9 protein-coding genes are annotated in these 14531 nt (G+C 66.3%); 4 read left to right on the top strand and 5 right to left on the bottom strand.

Translation table 11 applies throughout. The annotated features are described in order from the left end of the window. Nucleotides 1-72 precede the first annotated feature (72 nt). Nucleotides 73-1041 carry a DMT family transporter gene (locus tag FYJ68_RS02370; protein ID WP_326832166.1) on the bottom strand — a complete coding sequence of 323 codons (969 nt, stop codon included), beginning with the start codon at nt 1039-1041 and terminating at the stop codon, nt 73-75. 143 nt (nt 1042-1184) lie between these two features. Here FYJ68_RS02370 and FYJ68_RS02365 point away from each other — a divergent pair, with 143 nt between their 5' ends. The 4 genes from FYJ68_RS02365 to FYJ68_RS02350 are packed head-to-tail and all read left to right on the top strand — an operon-like array spanning nt 1185 to nt 8575. Beyond that, entirely contained in the window at nt 1185-4145 is a 2961-nt protein-coding gene (locus FYJ68_RS02365; protein WP_154433687.1) for an insulinase family protein, read from the top strand. Next, nucleotides 4145-5458, top strand: a complete 1314-nt coding sequence (locus tag FYJ68_RS02360) for a 2-hydroxyacyl-CoA dehydratase subunit D (RefSeq protein ID WP_154433686.1) — start codon at nt 4145-4147, stop codon at nt 5456-5458. Before FYJ68_RS02365 ends, FYJ68_RS02360 begins: the two co-directional genes overlap by 1 nt. Beyond that, entirely contained in the window at nt 5458-6780 is a 1323-nt protein-coding gene (locus tag FYJ68_RS02355) for a 2-hydroxyacyl-CoA dehydratase subunit D (RefSeq protein ID WP_229771974.1), read from the top strand. The genes FYJ68_RS02360 and FYJ68_RS02355 overlap by 1 nt, the downstream gene beginning before the upstream one ends. Then, nucleotides 6767-8575: an acyl-CoA dehydratase activase gene (locus tag FYJ68_RS02350; protein ID WP_154433684.1), complete on the top strand. Its 1809-nt coding sequence runs from the start codon at nt 6767-6769 to the stop codon at nt 8573-8575. The genes FYJ68_RS02355 and FYJ68_RS02350 overlap by 14 nt, the downstream gene beginning before the upstream one ends. Before the next feature lie 169 nt (nt 8576-8744). Here the strand turns inward: FYJ68_RS02350 and FYJ68_RS02345 are convergent, their stop codons facing one another. The 4 genes from FYJ68_RS02345 to nrdD form a co-directional block, all read right to left on the bottom strand. Beyond that, the gene (locus tag FYJ68_RS02345; RefSeq protein ID WP_154433683.1) at nt 8745-9521 is read right to left on the bottom strand and encodes a hypothetical protein; all 777 of its coding nucleotides are present in this window, start codon (nt 9519-9521) and stop codon (nt 8745-8747) included. A 167-nt stretch (nt 9522-9688) separates the two neighbouring features. Next, on the bottom strand, nt 9689-10273 hold the full coding sequence (locus FYJ68_RS02340; RefSeq protein ID WP_195837682.1) for a nitroreductase family protein: 585 nt from the start codon (nt 10271-10273) through the stop codon (nt 9689-9691). Between the two features lie 217 nt (nt 10274-10490). Beyond that, nucleotides 10491-11294 (bottom strand): Cof-type HAD-IIB family hydrolase, encoded by an 804-nt coding sequence (locus FYJ68_RS02335; RefSeq protein ID WP_154433681.1) that lies wholly within the window; start codon nt 11292-11294, stop codon nt 10491-10493. Nucleotides 11295-11585: 291 nt separating this feature from the next. Next, nucleotides 11586-13808 carry an anaerobic ribonucleoside-triphosphate reductase gene (nrdD, locus tag FYJ68_RS02330; protein ID WP_154433680.1) on the bottom strand — a complete coding sequence of 741 codons (2223 nt, stop codon included), beginning with the start codon at nt 13806-13808 and terminating at the stop codon, nt 11586-11588. Nucleotides 13809-14531: the final 723 nt, after the last annotated feature.

Raw genomic sequence — 14531 nt, 5'->3', positions numbered from 1 at the left:
GCTGGGCGATGGCACCTGGTCGGCGCCGCCCTCTTGTGTGCGGCTCCACGGCGGGACGCCCCGCCGCCATCCCTACGCCGTGAGGAACACCATCGCGATGATCATCGCGAAGCCAAGGAGGTCGCCAGGCGAGAACACCGCCCCGAGCAGAACGACCGAGCTGACCGTTGCCATGACGGGCTCGCTGGTTCCCAGCATTGCGCCGCGCATGGACCCGACCTCCTTGACGCCCTGCAGGTAGAGGGCGTAGGCCCCAAAGGTGCCGAACACAATGGAGAGCACCACGAGCGTCCAGCCCATGGCGTCAAGCGCCGGCATGTGCGCCCAGGGGCGGACGAAGGCCGAGAGCACGACGCCCGAGATCAGGAATGCCAGGCCGTTGACGGTGAAGTTGCCCCAGCGCTCGATGAGGCGAATGGGTTGGATGGCCAGGATGGTCGCCGCTATGGCGCAGGTGAGGCCCCAGGCGAGCCCCATGGGCGGGAGCCTGAGCGCCCCCAGGTCGCCACCAGTCGCCACCAGGTACGTGCCGGCGAACGCCAGCGCCACCCCCACGAGCTCGCGCTTGCGCGGCAGGCGCCTGTTCACCAGGCACACAAAGAGCATCACGATGACCACCGAGAGGCTCTGGAGCACCGTTGCCGTGGCGGAGTTGGTCCAGTCGATGGCCTCGAGGTAGGCCACCTGCGATAGCAGGATCGAGCAGATGCCCACGGACGCCACGCCGAGCAGTGCCCGGCCGCTGCGAAGGCAGCCCTTGAGCCTTGAGGGGCTGTGGGTGCCCGCCACGGCAAGGAACAGCCAGCAGGCAGTGAGCTCGCGCGCGCAGGCAAGCCAGAGCGGGTCAACGCCGTAGGTGCCCATGAGCACCTTGGAGAGCGTGCCGTTGAGGCCCCAGAGCGTCCCTCCCGCGAGGGTGAGGATGACTCCCCTCATGAGGGAGGGCTTGCGAGCCTGCTGCCCACGCGTCTCTCCCCCGGAGACGGAGTCCCCGTCGTCCCTGTCAACCCTCTCGAGGGCGACGACGTCCCTCTCCCCCACTTGGTGCCCCCTTTGCGACGTTTTGAGCAAGCACATAGGACTGTAACATCCAACGGGTTATCCGCGGCGGCGCCGAGGGGTAAATTAGTGCCCGTTAACCGCAGGTGCCGGCCCCGTGGCGCGGCGCCAGAAGGAGACTTGACATGACCGATACCAGCACCGGCGCCAACGCGCCGTTCTCAAAGCCCGACCCGCGCCTGGGCGTTGGGTCCACGCACGCCGGGTTCACCGTCACCGCCGTCGAGCCCATCCCGGAGCTTGGCGGCACCGCCTACGTGTTCTCCCACCCCGCGACGGGAGCACGCGCCATGTGGATCGCCGTCCCGGACAACAACAAGTCGTTCGCAATCGCGTTCAAGACGCCACCCGCGGACGACACGGGCGTGTTCCACATCCTGGAGCACTCCGTGCTGTGCGGCAGCGACCGCTTCCCCGTGAAGGAGCCCTTCGTCAACCTGCTCAAGACGTCGATGCAGACGTTCCTCAACGCGCTCACGTTCCCGGACAAGACCATGTACCCCGTGGCGTCGACCAACGTGGCCGACCTCGAGAACCTGATGGACGTGTACCTTGACGCGGTGCTCCATCCCGCGATCTACCATCGCAAGCGCATCTTCGAGCAGGAGGGCTGGCACCTTGAGGTTGCCGACGACGGTGGCCTGAGCTACAACGGCGTGGTCCTCAACGAGATGAAGGGCGCCATGAGCGACCCCGACGACGTCCTGTTCCACGCGCTGTACCGCGCGCTGTTCCCCCAGACTCCGTACCGCTACGAGTCGGGCGGCGACCCCCGCGCCATCCCCACGCTCACCTACGAGGAGTTCCTGCGCACCCATGCGCGCCACTACGACCTCTCCAACAGCTACACCATCCTCTACGGCGACCTGGACGTTGACCGCGAGCTGACGTTTGTGGACGAGAGGTTCCGTGGTGCCACCCGTCGCGACGCCGGCGAACCCAACCCATTGCCGCTCCAGCCCGCCGTGCGTGCGGGCCTCTCGCGCGTGACCATGGCGACGACGCCCCAGAACGCATCCGTCGCCGCGGGCTACGTGATCGGCACCTACGCCGACCGCGAGCGAGTGCTTGCCACGAGCATCCTGCTCGACGCGATCGCCGGTTCCAACGAGGCACCCCTCAAGCGCGCCATGCTGGACTCCGGCCTGGCGGACGACTTTGACGCGATCCTGCTGGACGGCACGCAGCAGCCGCTCGTGGCCTTTCAGCTGCGAGGGTCAAAGCCCGACGTGGCGAACCGCTTCCGCGAGCTGCTGGAGCAAACGTGCGCGGACCTCGCGCGCAACGGCATCGGTCGCGACCGGCTTGAGGCGTCACTGGCCCAGGCGGAGTTCAACCTGCGCGAGGGCGACTGGGGATCGTATGCCGACGGCGTCGCGATCTCGATGGTCGCGCTCTCGAGCTGGCTCTACGACGACGGCAGGCCCGTGGACTACCTGCGCTACGAGGATGCCATCGCGTCCATGCGGAGTGGCCTGGACAACGGCTACTTCGAGCGTCTCCTGGGCTCCCTGGTATGCGAGTCGTCCCACAGCGCCGAGGTGGAGCTGGTGCCCCTCGCGGACGGCGCGGCGAGCGAGGAGGCGCGCGAGCTGGCGCAGCTGCGCGACGAGATGGGGCCGGAGCAGGTTCAGGGCATACGAGACGAGGTCGCGGCGCTGCGCTCCGAGCAGGAGGCGCCCGACTCCCCCGAGGCCCTCGCGACGCTCCCCCGCCTGCACCTCTCGGACATCGAGGACACCCCAGAGGTGACTCCCGCGAGCAGGGTGGACGCCCCTCTCCCCTGCGTGTTCCACGACCTCCCCACGCACCGCATCGTGTATGCGTATCACTACTTTGACCTTAGGCGCGTCGCCTTTGAGGACCTGCCCTACGTGGCGCTCTTGACCGACTTCCTGGGCAAGCTCGACACGCGCGACCACACCGCTTCCGAGCTAGACACGCTGGTCGAGAGGAGCCTGGGCAACCTGAGCTTCTTCTGCGAGACCTACAGCGAGCACGACGACCTTGGCTCCGCCGTGCCCAAGCTCGTGGTTGGCGCAAGCTCCCTGAGCGAGAACGTGGACGCGCTGGCGACCCTGCCCGCGGAGGTCTGGGGCACCACTTCGTTCGCGGATACCGACCGCATGCTCGCCATGCTGCAGCAGCGCCGCATCGAGCTGGAGCAGTACTTTCAGTCGTCCGGCCACGCGGCGGCCGCGGCACGCCTTGCGTCCCACCACTCGAGTGCCGCGCTGGTCTCGGACTCGCTGGGCGCGGGGGTGGGCTACTACCTCTTTGTGAAGGAGCTCATCGCCGACTGGGGCGAGCGCAAGGGGGATGTCTCGAAGAGGCTCGCCGAGCTGGCGCGCGCCATCTTCACGAGCGACGACGTGCTGGTGAGCCTGACCTGCTCGTGCGACGACATGGAGCGCTTCTGGGCAGCGGGCGGCAGCCTGGGCCTCTCGCCCGCGGTCGAGGGTGCTGCCCAGAGGCTGCTGATCCCCGAGCCGGTGACCCGCGACGAGGCGTTCGTGATCCCCTCCGACGTGTGCTTCTGCGCCGAGGGCATGTCGGGCGTGCGCGACGAGGACCAGGTGGGCGCCTGGCAGGTTGCCTCGCGCGCCCTCTCGCTCGACTACCTGTGGAACGAGGTCCGCGTGAAGGGCGGCGCCTACGGCGTCGGCTTCCGCCACGCCCTCAACGGGCTGCCGGCGTTCTGGTCGTACCGCGACCCCGCCATCGACCCCACGCTCGCCCGCTTTGAGGGAGCCGGCCCCTGGCTGCGCTCCTGGGACGGCGGCGAGGACGAGCTGGAGGGCTACGTGGTGTCGTGCGTGGCCGCACACGACTCGCCCGTGAAGCCTCGGGCGCTCGCACGCCAGCAGGACGGCGACCTGATTTCGCTCAGGCCCGAGGGCTGGCGCGACCGGGTGAGGGAGCAGATCCTGGACGTGTCCGCGGACTCGCTGCGCGAGCTTGCCCCACAGGTTGAGGGGCTTGCGAGCAACCGCGACGTCGTGGTCTTTGGCCCGCGCGAGGCGATCGACTCGTCCGCCGTGGACTTTGAGGTCGTGACCCTGCAGGACGAGGGTGAGAGGGACTGATGGCAGAGCAGAGCCTGGGTGGCCGCATCCTCGACGGGTACGGCGACCTCATAGCACAGCACATCGACGATGCCCCCGAGGGGGTGCGGCAGGCGCTCAGCGTCGCCTTCAACGTGGAGCGCGCCAAGGTGACGATCCTCCCCGAGCTCAAGGTCCATCCCTTCTCCCGCGATGCCGCCAGCATCGCCCTCAGGAGCGTGACCGACGCCCTCAACGACTTTGGCTCGAGCGTGGTCACGAGCATCTTCCTGCCCAGCGAGATGTTCCTCTCGATGGGGGTCCACCCCGTGACCGCCGAGGCCCTGAGCGGCTTCGTGACCGCCGCGCACGCCGAGACGGGCTTTGTGGGCGAGGCCGAGGGCATGGGCGTGCCCGAGACCTACTGCTCGTTCCACAAGGTGCTCATGGGCCTGGCAACGTCAGGGGTGCTCCCCGCACCGCGGCTCCTTGCCAGCTGCTCGGTCCCCTGCGATGCCAACAACCTCAGCTTCAAGGCGCTCTCTCACGTGTGGGGGACCCCGCACGTGTACGTGGACGTGCCCTACTCCACGGCGGACGACGCCGCGGCCGTGTCCTACGTGGCGGACCAGCTCCGCTCCCTGGCACACGCCGCCGAGCGCGCCTACGGAACCGACCTGGACGAGGAGGAGCTGCGCCGGCACGTTGCCAACAGCCAGGAGACGCTCGCCTCGCTGCGCAGGTCGCTCCCCCTGCGTCGCGGCCACTTCATGCGTAGCGACATGGGTAACGAGATGCAGCTTGCCCTGGCGACCCACCTGTGGCTGGGAACCGACGACACGCTGCGCATGGCACGCCACATGGAGCGCGACCTCGCCGACGCGCAGGACTTCGACGGCGTCTCGATCGTGTGGGGGCACATCCCACCGTTCTTCCTCCGCTCCATCGCCGAGCCCACCAGCCAGAGCAGAGACGCGCAGATCATCGCGACCGACATGCTCTACGACCAGGTAGGGCCGGACGAGCCCCGCTACGACGCCGACCATCCCTTCGAGGCCATGGCCGAGCGCCTGCTGGACGACTGCTTCAACGGGCCCGCAACCAGGCGCGCGGACCGGCTCTGCTCCCTGGCGAGACAGACGGGGGCTGACGGGGCCGTGGTCTTCGTCCACTGGGGCTGCAAGGAGACCGCAGGGGCGGCACAGCTCATGCGCCGGCAGCTCGAGTCTCAGGGGTTCCCCACCCTGGTGCTGGACGGAGACGGATGCGACCGCGGGAACTGCATGGAGGGCCAGATGTCCACGCGCTTCTCGGCGTTCCTCGAGATGCTGCGCGCCCGCCGGGAGGCCGCGTGATGGCGGGGCGCTCCCTGGGCGACTCGGTCATCGGCTGGTACGGCGACGTCGCCGCGCGTGGGCTGGACTCGCACCCAGATGCGGTGCGCCATTGGCTCATGGCCGGGTTCCGGCTGATGGCGAGAAAGTCCCAGTTCGCGCCCGACGGCAGGTTCCTCCCCTCCGGCAGGCGCGGCTATGCCCTGTTCATGCGCTCCATGGTCGACGCAATGGCAGACCCCGACAACTCGGTGCTCACGAGCGTCTTCATGCCCACCGAGTCCCTGCGCGCGCTGGGTCTCAAGCCCGTGACGTCAGAGGCGATAGCATCGTTCGTGAGCGGGGCGCAGGCCGAAGGGGCGTTCCTGGGGTGCGCCGAGGGGGCGGGAATCCCCGAGACGTACTGCTCGTACCACCGCGCCCTGATGGGGATGGCGGAGTCGGGCGTGCTGCGCCCACGCAGGCTCCTCGCGAGCACCTCCGTGGCGTGCGATGCCAACAACCTCAGCTTCAAGTCGCTCGCCCGCAGGTGGGGAGCCCAGAGCGCCTACGTAGACGTCCCTTACGACGTCACGCGCGACGGCATCGCCTACGTGGCGGACCAGCTGAGGGACGTGACGCACCAGGCAGAGGACATCTTTGGCAGGAGCCTGGACGAGTCGCTGCTGCGTCAGATGGTCGCGCGCTCGCTTGCCACGCAGGACGCGCTCGAGGCGACCCTTCCCCACAGGGGGGAGCGCTACCTGGCCAACACCATGACCCTGGACATGATGGAGATGCTCGACCTCCACCTGCTGCTGGGGACCGACGAGGCCCTGGGCCTGGCGCGCGGCATGGGGGACGACCTTGCCCGACAGCCAGCGTATGACGGTGCCAAGCTGGTGTGGGCGCATGTCTCCCCCTACTTCCTGGGGTCCATAGGCTCGCTCGTCGACTGCAGCCAGACCGCCCAGGTCGTGGCGGGAGACATGATGTTCGACTGCCTGACCCCGCCGGAGGGGCGTCTGTATGACGAGACGCACCCCTTTGAGGCCATGGCCGAGAGGGTCGTGAGAAACTGCTTCAACGGGCCCGCCACCAGAAGGGCCCAGACGCTCGTGAGGCTTGCGGAACGCACGGGCGCGGACGGCGCCGTGGTGTTCTGCCACTGGGGGTGCAAGGAGACCTCGGGGGCGGCGCAGCTCATCCGAGGGCGGCTTGAGGGTGCGGGCTTCCCCACGCTGGTGCTGGACGGCGACGCGGTGGACCGGGCCAACTGCATGGAGGGCCAGATGTCCACGCGATTCTCGGCGTTTCTGGAGCTGCTGCAAGAGAGGAAGGGGAGGGTGCATGACTCCCAATAGCGTGAGTGTGGAGAGAAGCACGGGCGACCGGGTCGAGGCGCGTCGTGACGGTGGGCACGTGGTCTACTACGCCTGCAAGTACACGCCCGTGGAGCTGCTGGCGGGCTTTGGCGCGAGGTCGGAGCTTGCCGAGGCGGACGTCTCGTCGTTTGACGAGGCCGACCGGCTGGCGCACCCCAACCTGTGCGGCTACGGCAAGGGCCTGATAGAGCGCCTGCTGCGCGACGACGTGCGCGAGGTGGTGCTCATTACCTGCTGCGACGTGATCAAGCGTGCCTACGACGTGCTGCGCGAGCAGGGTGACTTCGACTTCATATACCTGCTGGACCTGCCCCACAAGCGAGGCGAGGCGGAGCGAAGGCTGTTCCGTGCGCGTCTCGCCGACCTCGCAGATCGCTACGCGGAGTACAGCGGCAGGAGCTTTGACGTGGGCGCGGCGCTGGCAGCCTTCGAGCCACCCGTGCGCAGCACGGGAGACCATGTGACCCTGCTTGGCGCCCATGCCACGCGGGCGCTCCTGGACAACGTGGGCGAGGGCGTGGGCTACCCGGTGGAGAACGGCACGTGCACCGAGCGGCACCTGCTCGTGACTCCCCCTCCGGAGCTCGCGCGCGCCGCGTCGGAGGGCGACTGCTCCGCCTGCGGCGACGATGCGGGCGCGGGCGTAGGAAGGGCGGGCGGCACCCTGGACACGTTCCTGGACTGGTACGCCGGCGCGCTTCTCAACCAGATGCCCTGCATGCGCATGGACGACGTGAGCCAGCGTGCCAAGCTGCACGGCGGCAAGGGGCAGCGCGGCGTGATCTACCACACCATGAAGTTCTGCGACTACTACGGGTTTGAGTACGCCCTGGCGACAAAGGAGGAGGACCTTCCCATGGTCAAGATCGAGACGGACGGCACCTCGCAGAGCTTGGGGCAGCTTCGCACCAGGCTCGAGGCATTTGGCGAGACGCTCCACGGAGCCGATGTCGCACGGGAGGCCGCCGGCAGCAGGGAGGGCCTTGGCCGCGGGTACGTGATGGGCGTGGACTCTGGCTCCACCTCCACGGACGCCGCGATCATGGACGAGAGGGGCAACCTCGTCGCCACGGTCATTCTCCCCACCGGCGCAAAGGCGACAGAGAGCGCCCGCCGTGCCAAGGCGGAGGTGCTGGAGAAGGCCGGGCTGCGCGAGGAGGACATGGCGCTCAAGGTCTCGACCGGCTATGGGCGCGACAACATCCCAGACATGGACACGGCGATCACCGAGATCACCTGCCATGCCAAGGGTGCGCACTTCCTCATGCCCGAGGCACGCACGATCATCGACATCGGCGGGCAGGACTCCAAGGTCATCCACCTGGACGACAGGGGCAACGTCCTCAACTTTGTGATGAACGACAAGTGCGCGGCGGGCACCGGCCGCTTCATGGAGATGATGGCCAGGACGCTGGAGATGTCGCTGGAGGACTTCTGCCGCACCGGTCTGGAGTGGAAGCACGAGGTCAAGATCTCGAGCATGTGCACGGTGTTCGCCGAGAGCGAGGTGGTGTCGCTGGTGGCCGAGGACACCCCCACGCCCGACATCATCCACGGGCTGTGCGAGAGCGTGGCTCGCAAGACCGCGACCCTGGCGCGCCGCGTGAATGGAGAGGCCCCCTACCTCATGACCGGCGGCGTCGCCAACAACGCCGGTGTGGTGCAGGCACTGACCAACGTGCTGGGCGCGCCGGTCGCCACCCACGAGGACTCCCAGCTGTGCGGCGCCATCGGAGCGGCGCTGCTGGGACTGGAGTCGCTGCAGCAGGGATAGACACTGTCAGGGGAGAGGTCCGGGGCCACGATGTCGCAGGCCTCTCCCCTGTGGCACCTCCCCACAGGGGCCGCCCACGGAGTCACACCCCTCCCCCTTCCTTGACTTCGGATGGGCCGCCCCAATGGCTCAAGCGCGGAGCGGTCGTTGTCGACTCATCCCAGCCGCGCTACACGATCGCCCCCGCAAACTGGTACGACACCACGTCCCCGTAGTGCTGTCGCAGCTGGTTGGCCATGCTGTCCACGTGGCCGCTGAAGCTCTTGCCGCGCGGATCGGAGTGGGCCGCCCCGTAGAACCCCACGACCACTTCCTTGGTACCCAGGGCGTCGTAGGCCCGCTCGAAGTTGGCGACCATCTGGCCTTCGCGGTAGTCGTCATCGCAGTTGGTCTGCTCGTAGTAGTGGATGCCCTGGTTCACGCACTCCCGCGCGAGGGCCACCTCCTCCGAGGCAGCCCCATACCTCTTGCTCGCATAGGCAAGGTAGCGCTCCCCCGTGGTCTGGTACTGGTGACCCACGTCGGTCCCGTGAAAGACGGTCTGGGGGCACTCGCGCTTGATGGATCGCAGCAGCTCGAAGTAGTCGGCGTTCTGGGCCGCCGTGCCGTCCCAGTCCTTCCAGAGCTGGTCGAGAATTGCGTCGTCGTTCGCGGACATCCACAGGTTGAGGTACTGGGCGGTGTAGTAGGGAAGCTCCACGAAGAGGTCGCGGCTCCCAGACGAGTAGTGCGCCTTCCACACGCGCAGCTCCTCGTCGTACTGGGACTTCTTGCCGTGCTCCTCCCCCACCAGAACGATGCGCGCCTCCCCAGCGGGGACGTAGTAATCCCGCTGGTGAAGGTAGACGGCACCCGCCACGAGGGCGACAAGACAGGCGATGGCGACCGCGACAGCGACCCTGCGCCTGTGGCAGTGGGCCCACCCGCTCTCGAGACTGGTTCCCATGGGACATCACCCTCGCAATGGCATGCGACGTGGCTCCACTTTCAGCCAGATGTCGGTCATGCGAGGCATCGGTCCCGCAAGCGGGAGTACCCAGCGAGCTTGGGCACGTCCGAAGTGGGTTCCGCATGCGCAGACGACCCGAGATGCGGGGCACCCGTCGACCCCAGCTAAATCAGCAGGTCATCCAGCGGCAGCTTGGGGACATGGTGGGTGCCCTGGTCGTCTCGCCAGTAGTGCGTGCCGTGGCCGGAATCAACCTCCTCCAGCACCACGCGCTCCGCCGGGACGCCGATGGCGAGAAGCACCAGGATCTCGTACCCCTGCTGTGAGATGCCAAGGTCGTCGGCCAGGCTCGGCTTGAAGCTCTTGATGATGCACCCACCCAGGCCCTCGCTCCGCGCGGCGAGCATGATCGTCTGCGCGGCGATGCCGGCATCCAGGTTGCGGATCGCACTGCCGCCCGCGCCGGTGGGACCGCATACGGCAATGTAGCCCGTGGGCCTCTCCCCCGGCTTGGGACCGTCCCAGTCCCTGAAGAGGGCGGCCCAGCCATGACTTGCCGCGCAGTGCTCGACCGTCGCGGGATCGTCGACCACATGGAATCGCAGCAGCTGTGTGTTGTTCCCCGTGGGGGCAAATCGCGCCGTGTCGACCAGGCCGAGCAACTGCTCTCGCGTGACGCGGCTCCCCTCGTCAAAGCGTCGGAAGGTGCGAGACGAACGCACCAGGTCATGGAACTCGCCGCCAGTCATGGGCATTCCCCTTCCCGGGGCGCACGCCATGGGAATCCGCGCCCCCTCAAGTGGGAGAGATACCCACTCCCGTGGCCCGGATGTCCCGCGATGGCAGACCGCCCCTCTCGCCCGGTAGGCGCGGGGCGGTGGGGACGGGGATACGCCTCATGCGGTCGCCACGCGGCAGCCACGTCCGAGGCCTTCGCAGGGACGAGGGCCCATGTCCCGCAAGACTCTATGCGCCCTTGATCAGGCCAAGCTTGAAGCAGGCGTTGTAGATGCCGTCCTGGGCGATGTCGTCCGTGACGTAGTCCGCCTGTTCCTTGACCTCAGGGTTGCCGTTGCCCATGGCGATGGAGGTGCCCACGGTGCCAAACATCTCGAGGTCGTTGCCGCCATCGCCAAACGCAATGGCATCCTCGGGCGAGATGCCATACAGCTCGAGCACGCGACGGACCGCTCGGGCCTTGCCGCCGTGGCGCGGGAACACGTCCACAAAGTTGGGGCTCCACCTGGTCACCTTGAAGCTGTTGGTGGCCTCGGTGAGGACGCCCGTCTCGCCCGGCCCCAAAAAGACGTTGAGCTGGTAGATGTCGTTGTGGAGCGCCTGATCGATGTTGCCCTCCTCGTAGGTGAGACCGGCGAACTCCTCGGCCGAGCGCACCAGGCCGTCGTGGCTGTCGATGTAGCAGCGGCCACGCTCCATGAACAGGCAGTGGTACTTGCCCTCATGTACCTGCTGCACCACCGTGGCAACATCGTCGGGATCAAGGCACTCGCTGAACAGAATCTCGTCGCGCGTCAGCACAAGCTGGCCGTTGAAGAGGATGAAGCCCTCAAAGTTGTCGATGGGGATCTCGTCGCACTGGTACGGGGGGCGGCCCGTTGCCAGGAAGCACTTGACGCCCTCCTTGCGCAGCTCCGAGATGGCGACCTGCGTGGATTCGGGAATCCGATGGTTGGTGCTGGGCGAGATGAGTGTTCCATCCGCGTCAAAGAACGCGGCCTTGACCTCGCCCGGAGTGTTCCAGAGTGGCATATTTCCTCTCCCATTGGGTTGGGTGCGTATTCAATACCTCGCTCGTTGAGCGGGGGCATTATAGGAGAGGGGCTTGGGTGAACGTTCTCACATCGCAACCACCTGACGCAAACGGGACGAGTTGCACACGCGGGGGACACACCACCCACACATCTTGGGGCTACGTGAAGGCAACTCGTGCACACCTCCTGCACCACTGGACTGGCCAGGCAGGGGTTTGCCCTCACGCAGGAGGAGGGGCCCGACGCCATCGCACCGAGCCCCTCCGGTCTGTCGCTTCTCCCCCGTGCCCTACAGGTGCAGCACGCGGTCCTTGATCTCCTGCGTGCGACCCTGGTTCCAGAACTGGGTGCCAATGTAGCCGCAGGTCCTACGAGCGACGTTCATCTTGCTCTGGTCGCGGTTGCCGCAGTTGGGGCACTCCCACACCAGCTTGCCGTCGTCCTCCACGATGCGAATCTCGCCGTCGTAGCCGCACACCTGGCAGTAGTCGCTCTTGGTGTTGAGCTCGGCGTACATGATGTTGTCGTAGATGAACTGCATCACGCGCACGACCGCCTCGAGGTTGTCCTGCATGTTGGGGACCTCGACGTAGCTGATGGCGCCGCCGGGCGAGAGACGCTGGAACTGGCTCTCGAACTTGAGCTTGGTGAAGGCGTCGATCTTCTCGCGCACGTTGACGTGGTACGAGTTGGTGATGTAGCCGTGGTCGGTGATGCCCTTCACGATGCCAAAGCGCTTCTGCAGGCACTTTGCGAACTTGTACGTGGTGGACTCCAGCGGGGTGCCATAGATGGAGTAGTCGATGTCCTCCGCGGCCTTCCACTCGGAGCACTTGTCGTTCATGTGCTGCATCACGGCAAGCGCGAACGGCGTGGCCTCGGCATCGGTGTGGCTGTGACCGGTCATGTACTTGACGCACTCGTAGAGGCCGGCATAGCCCAAGCTGATGGTGGAGTAGCCGCCGTAGAGCAGCTTGTCGATGGTCTCGCCCTTCTTGAGGCGTGCGAGGGCGCCGTACTGCCACAGGATGGGAGCTGCATCCGACAGCGTGCCGCAGAGGCGGTCGTGGCGGCAGCGCAGGGCCTTGTGGCACAGCTCCAGGCGCTCGTCGAAGATCTGCCAGAACTTGTCCATGTCGCCGCCCGAGGAGAGGGCCACGTCCGGGAGGTTGATGGTGACGACCCCCTGGTTAAAGCGGCCGTAGTACTTGGGCTTGTTCGGGTCGTAGTTCTTGGCGTTGGCCACGTTGCCATAGCCGTTGCCCGAGCGGTCGGGCGTGAGGAAGCTGCGGCAGCCCATGCAGGTGTAGCAGTCGCCGTTGCCCTCGGTCTCGCCCTTGCTGAGCTTGTACTCCTTCATCTTCTTCTCTGAGATGTAGTCGGGCACCATGCGCTTGGCGGTGCACTTGGCCGCAAGCTTGGTGAGGTAGAAGTACTCGCCGTCGGGCGTGATGTTGTCGGGCTCGAGCACGTAGATGAGCTTGGGGAACGCCGGGGTGATCCAGACGCCCTTCTCGTTCTTGACGCCCTGGTAGCGCTGCTTGAGCATCTCCTCGATGCAGAGGGCGAGGTCGTGCTTCTCCTGCTCGCTCTCCGCCTCGTTGAGGTACATGAACACGGTGATGAAGGGTGCCTGGCCGTTGGTGGTCATGAGCGTGACGACCTGGTACTGGATGGTCTGGACGCCGCGGGCGACCTCCTCGCGCAGGCGCTTCTCCACCATGGCCTCGATCTTGTCGGTGCTGGGATGGGCGTCGATGACCTCCATCTCGGCATAGACCTGGCGGCGAATCTTCTTGCGGCTCACGTCCACGAACTTGGCCAGGTGGGTGAGCGAGATGGACTGGCCGCCGTACTGGCACGAGGCAACCTGGGCGATGATCTGCGTGGCAATGTTGCACGCGGTGCTGAAGCTGTGGGGCTTCTCGATGAGCGTGCCCGAGATGACCGTGCCGTTCTGCAGCATGTCATCGAGGTTGATGAGGTCGCAGTTGTGCATGTGCTGCGCGTAGTAGTCCGCATCGTGAAAGTGGATGATGCCCTCGCGGTGGGCCTCAACCACGTCGGCGGGAAGCAGCGTGCGCATGGCGAGGTCCTTGCTCACCTCACCTGCCATGTAGTCGCGCTGGACGGAGACGACCGTTGGGTTCTTGTTGGAGTTCTCCTGCTTGACCTCCTCGTTGTTGCACTCGATGAGCGAGAGGATCTGGTCGTCGGTGGTGTTCTTGCGGCGCTTCTGGTTCTGCACGTAGCGGTAGATGATGTAGTGGCGGGCCACGACGAAGCGGTCGAGGGCCATGAGCTGGTCCTCCACCATGTCCTGGACCTCCTCAACCGTGACGGTATGGCCGGCGTCGGCGCAAAGGTCCTGCACGTTGAGGGTGGCAAACTCGACCTCGCGGTCGGTGAGGCGATCGTCCTCGGGCACCTCGGCATTGGCCGCCTTGATGGCGTTCCTAATCTTGGAGAGGTCGAACTGGACCTCCGAGCCGTTGCGCTTGATGATCTTCATCTCGTGCATCCCCCGCTGTTCTGGTCTCCCACGCCGCCCACTCGCCGCTTTCCGGGGTATTCCCCCAGCTCGCGACAACAGGTCGGCTCTATCTGACGTGCCTCACTATGACACAATCCGTAGTGTTTTTTCCCGCGAGTCGGCACAAGATATTGTTGATTGCTGGTCGAAAGCGTTGAAACCTTGTCGATAACCGACATCGCCGCAGGTGGCAAATTGCCACCCAGAACAACATTTCACCTTATTCCCCACTTATCGACAATTCGGCAAACGCCAAAGCTCCACAAGAACCAGACTCCCCCAAAACGAGTTTTGTGCTAGGGACTGGATGAGATAAGAAAATTTATAACTGGTTATGCCAGAGGATGGCAGCGGCGAAGTGTCGGCGGGGGCATGTCGCGACCATGGGAGCGCCAGGAGGGCGCCCGGTTACGTACTACCATGAGTGGCCAGGGCCGCCATGCGGGCGGCGTTCCCGAGGGGAGGGCAGATGGCAAGGATCTTCGTGGTCGTGTACGGGGGCTACATGCTGCTCACGTACCGCACCGAGCACGCCATGGTACACGCCGCGCTCGAGCGCAGGAGGCACGCGCTGTAGGGCTGGCCACCCGGCCGGTGCCTAAGCGCGCAAAATCTTACGAGACGCCCCGGCGGACCGCCCGTCCCGGCAGGTGGAGCGACCCAGCCAGCGGTGCAGCCCACCTTGCGGTGCGACCCAATCTG

Source organism: Olsenella porci, from assembly GCF_009695875.1.
Taxonomy (GTDB): Bacteria; Actinomycetota; Coriobacteriia; order Coriobacteriales; family Atopobiaceae; genus Olsenella_H; species Olsenella_H porci.
The sequence above is the reverse complement of the archived record's forward strand: the minus strand, read 5'-3'. Positions and strand labels throughout refer to the sequence as shown.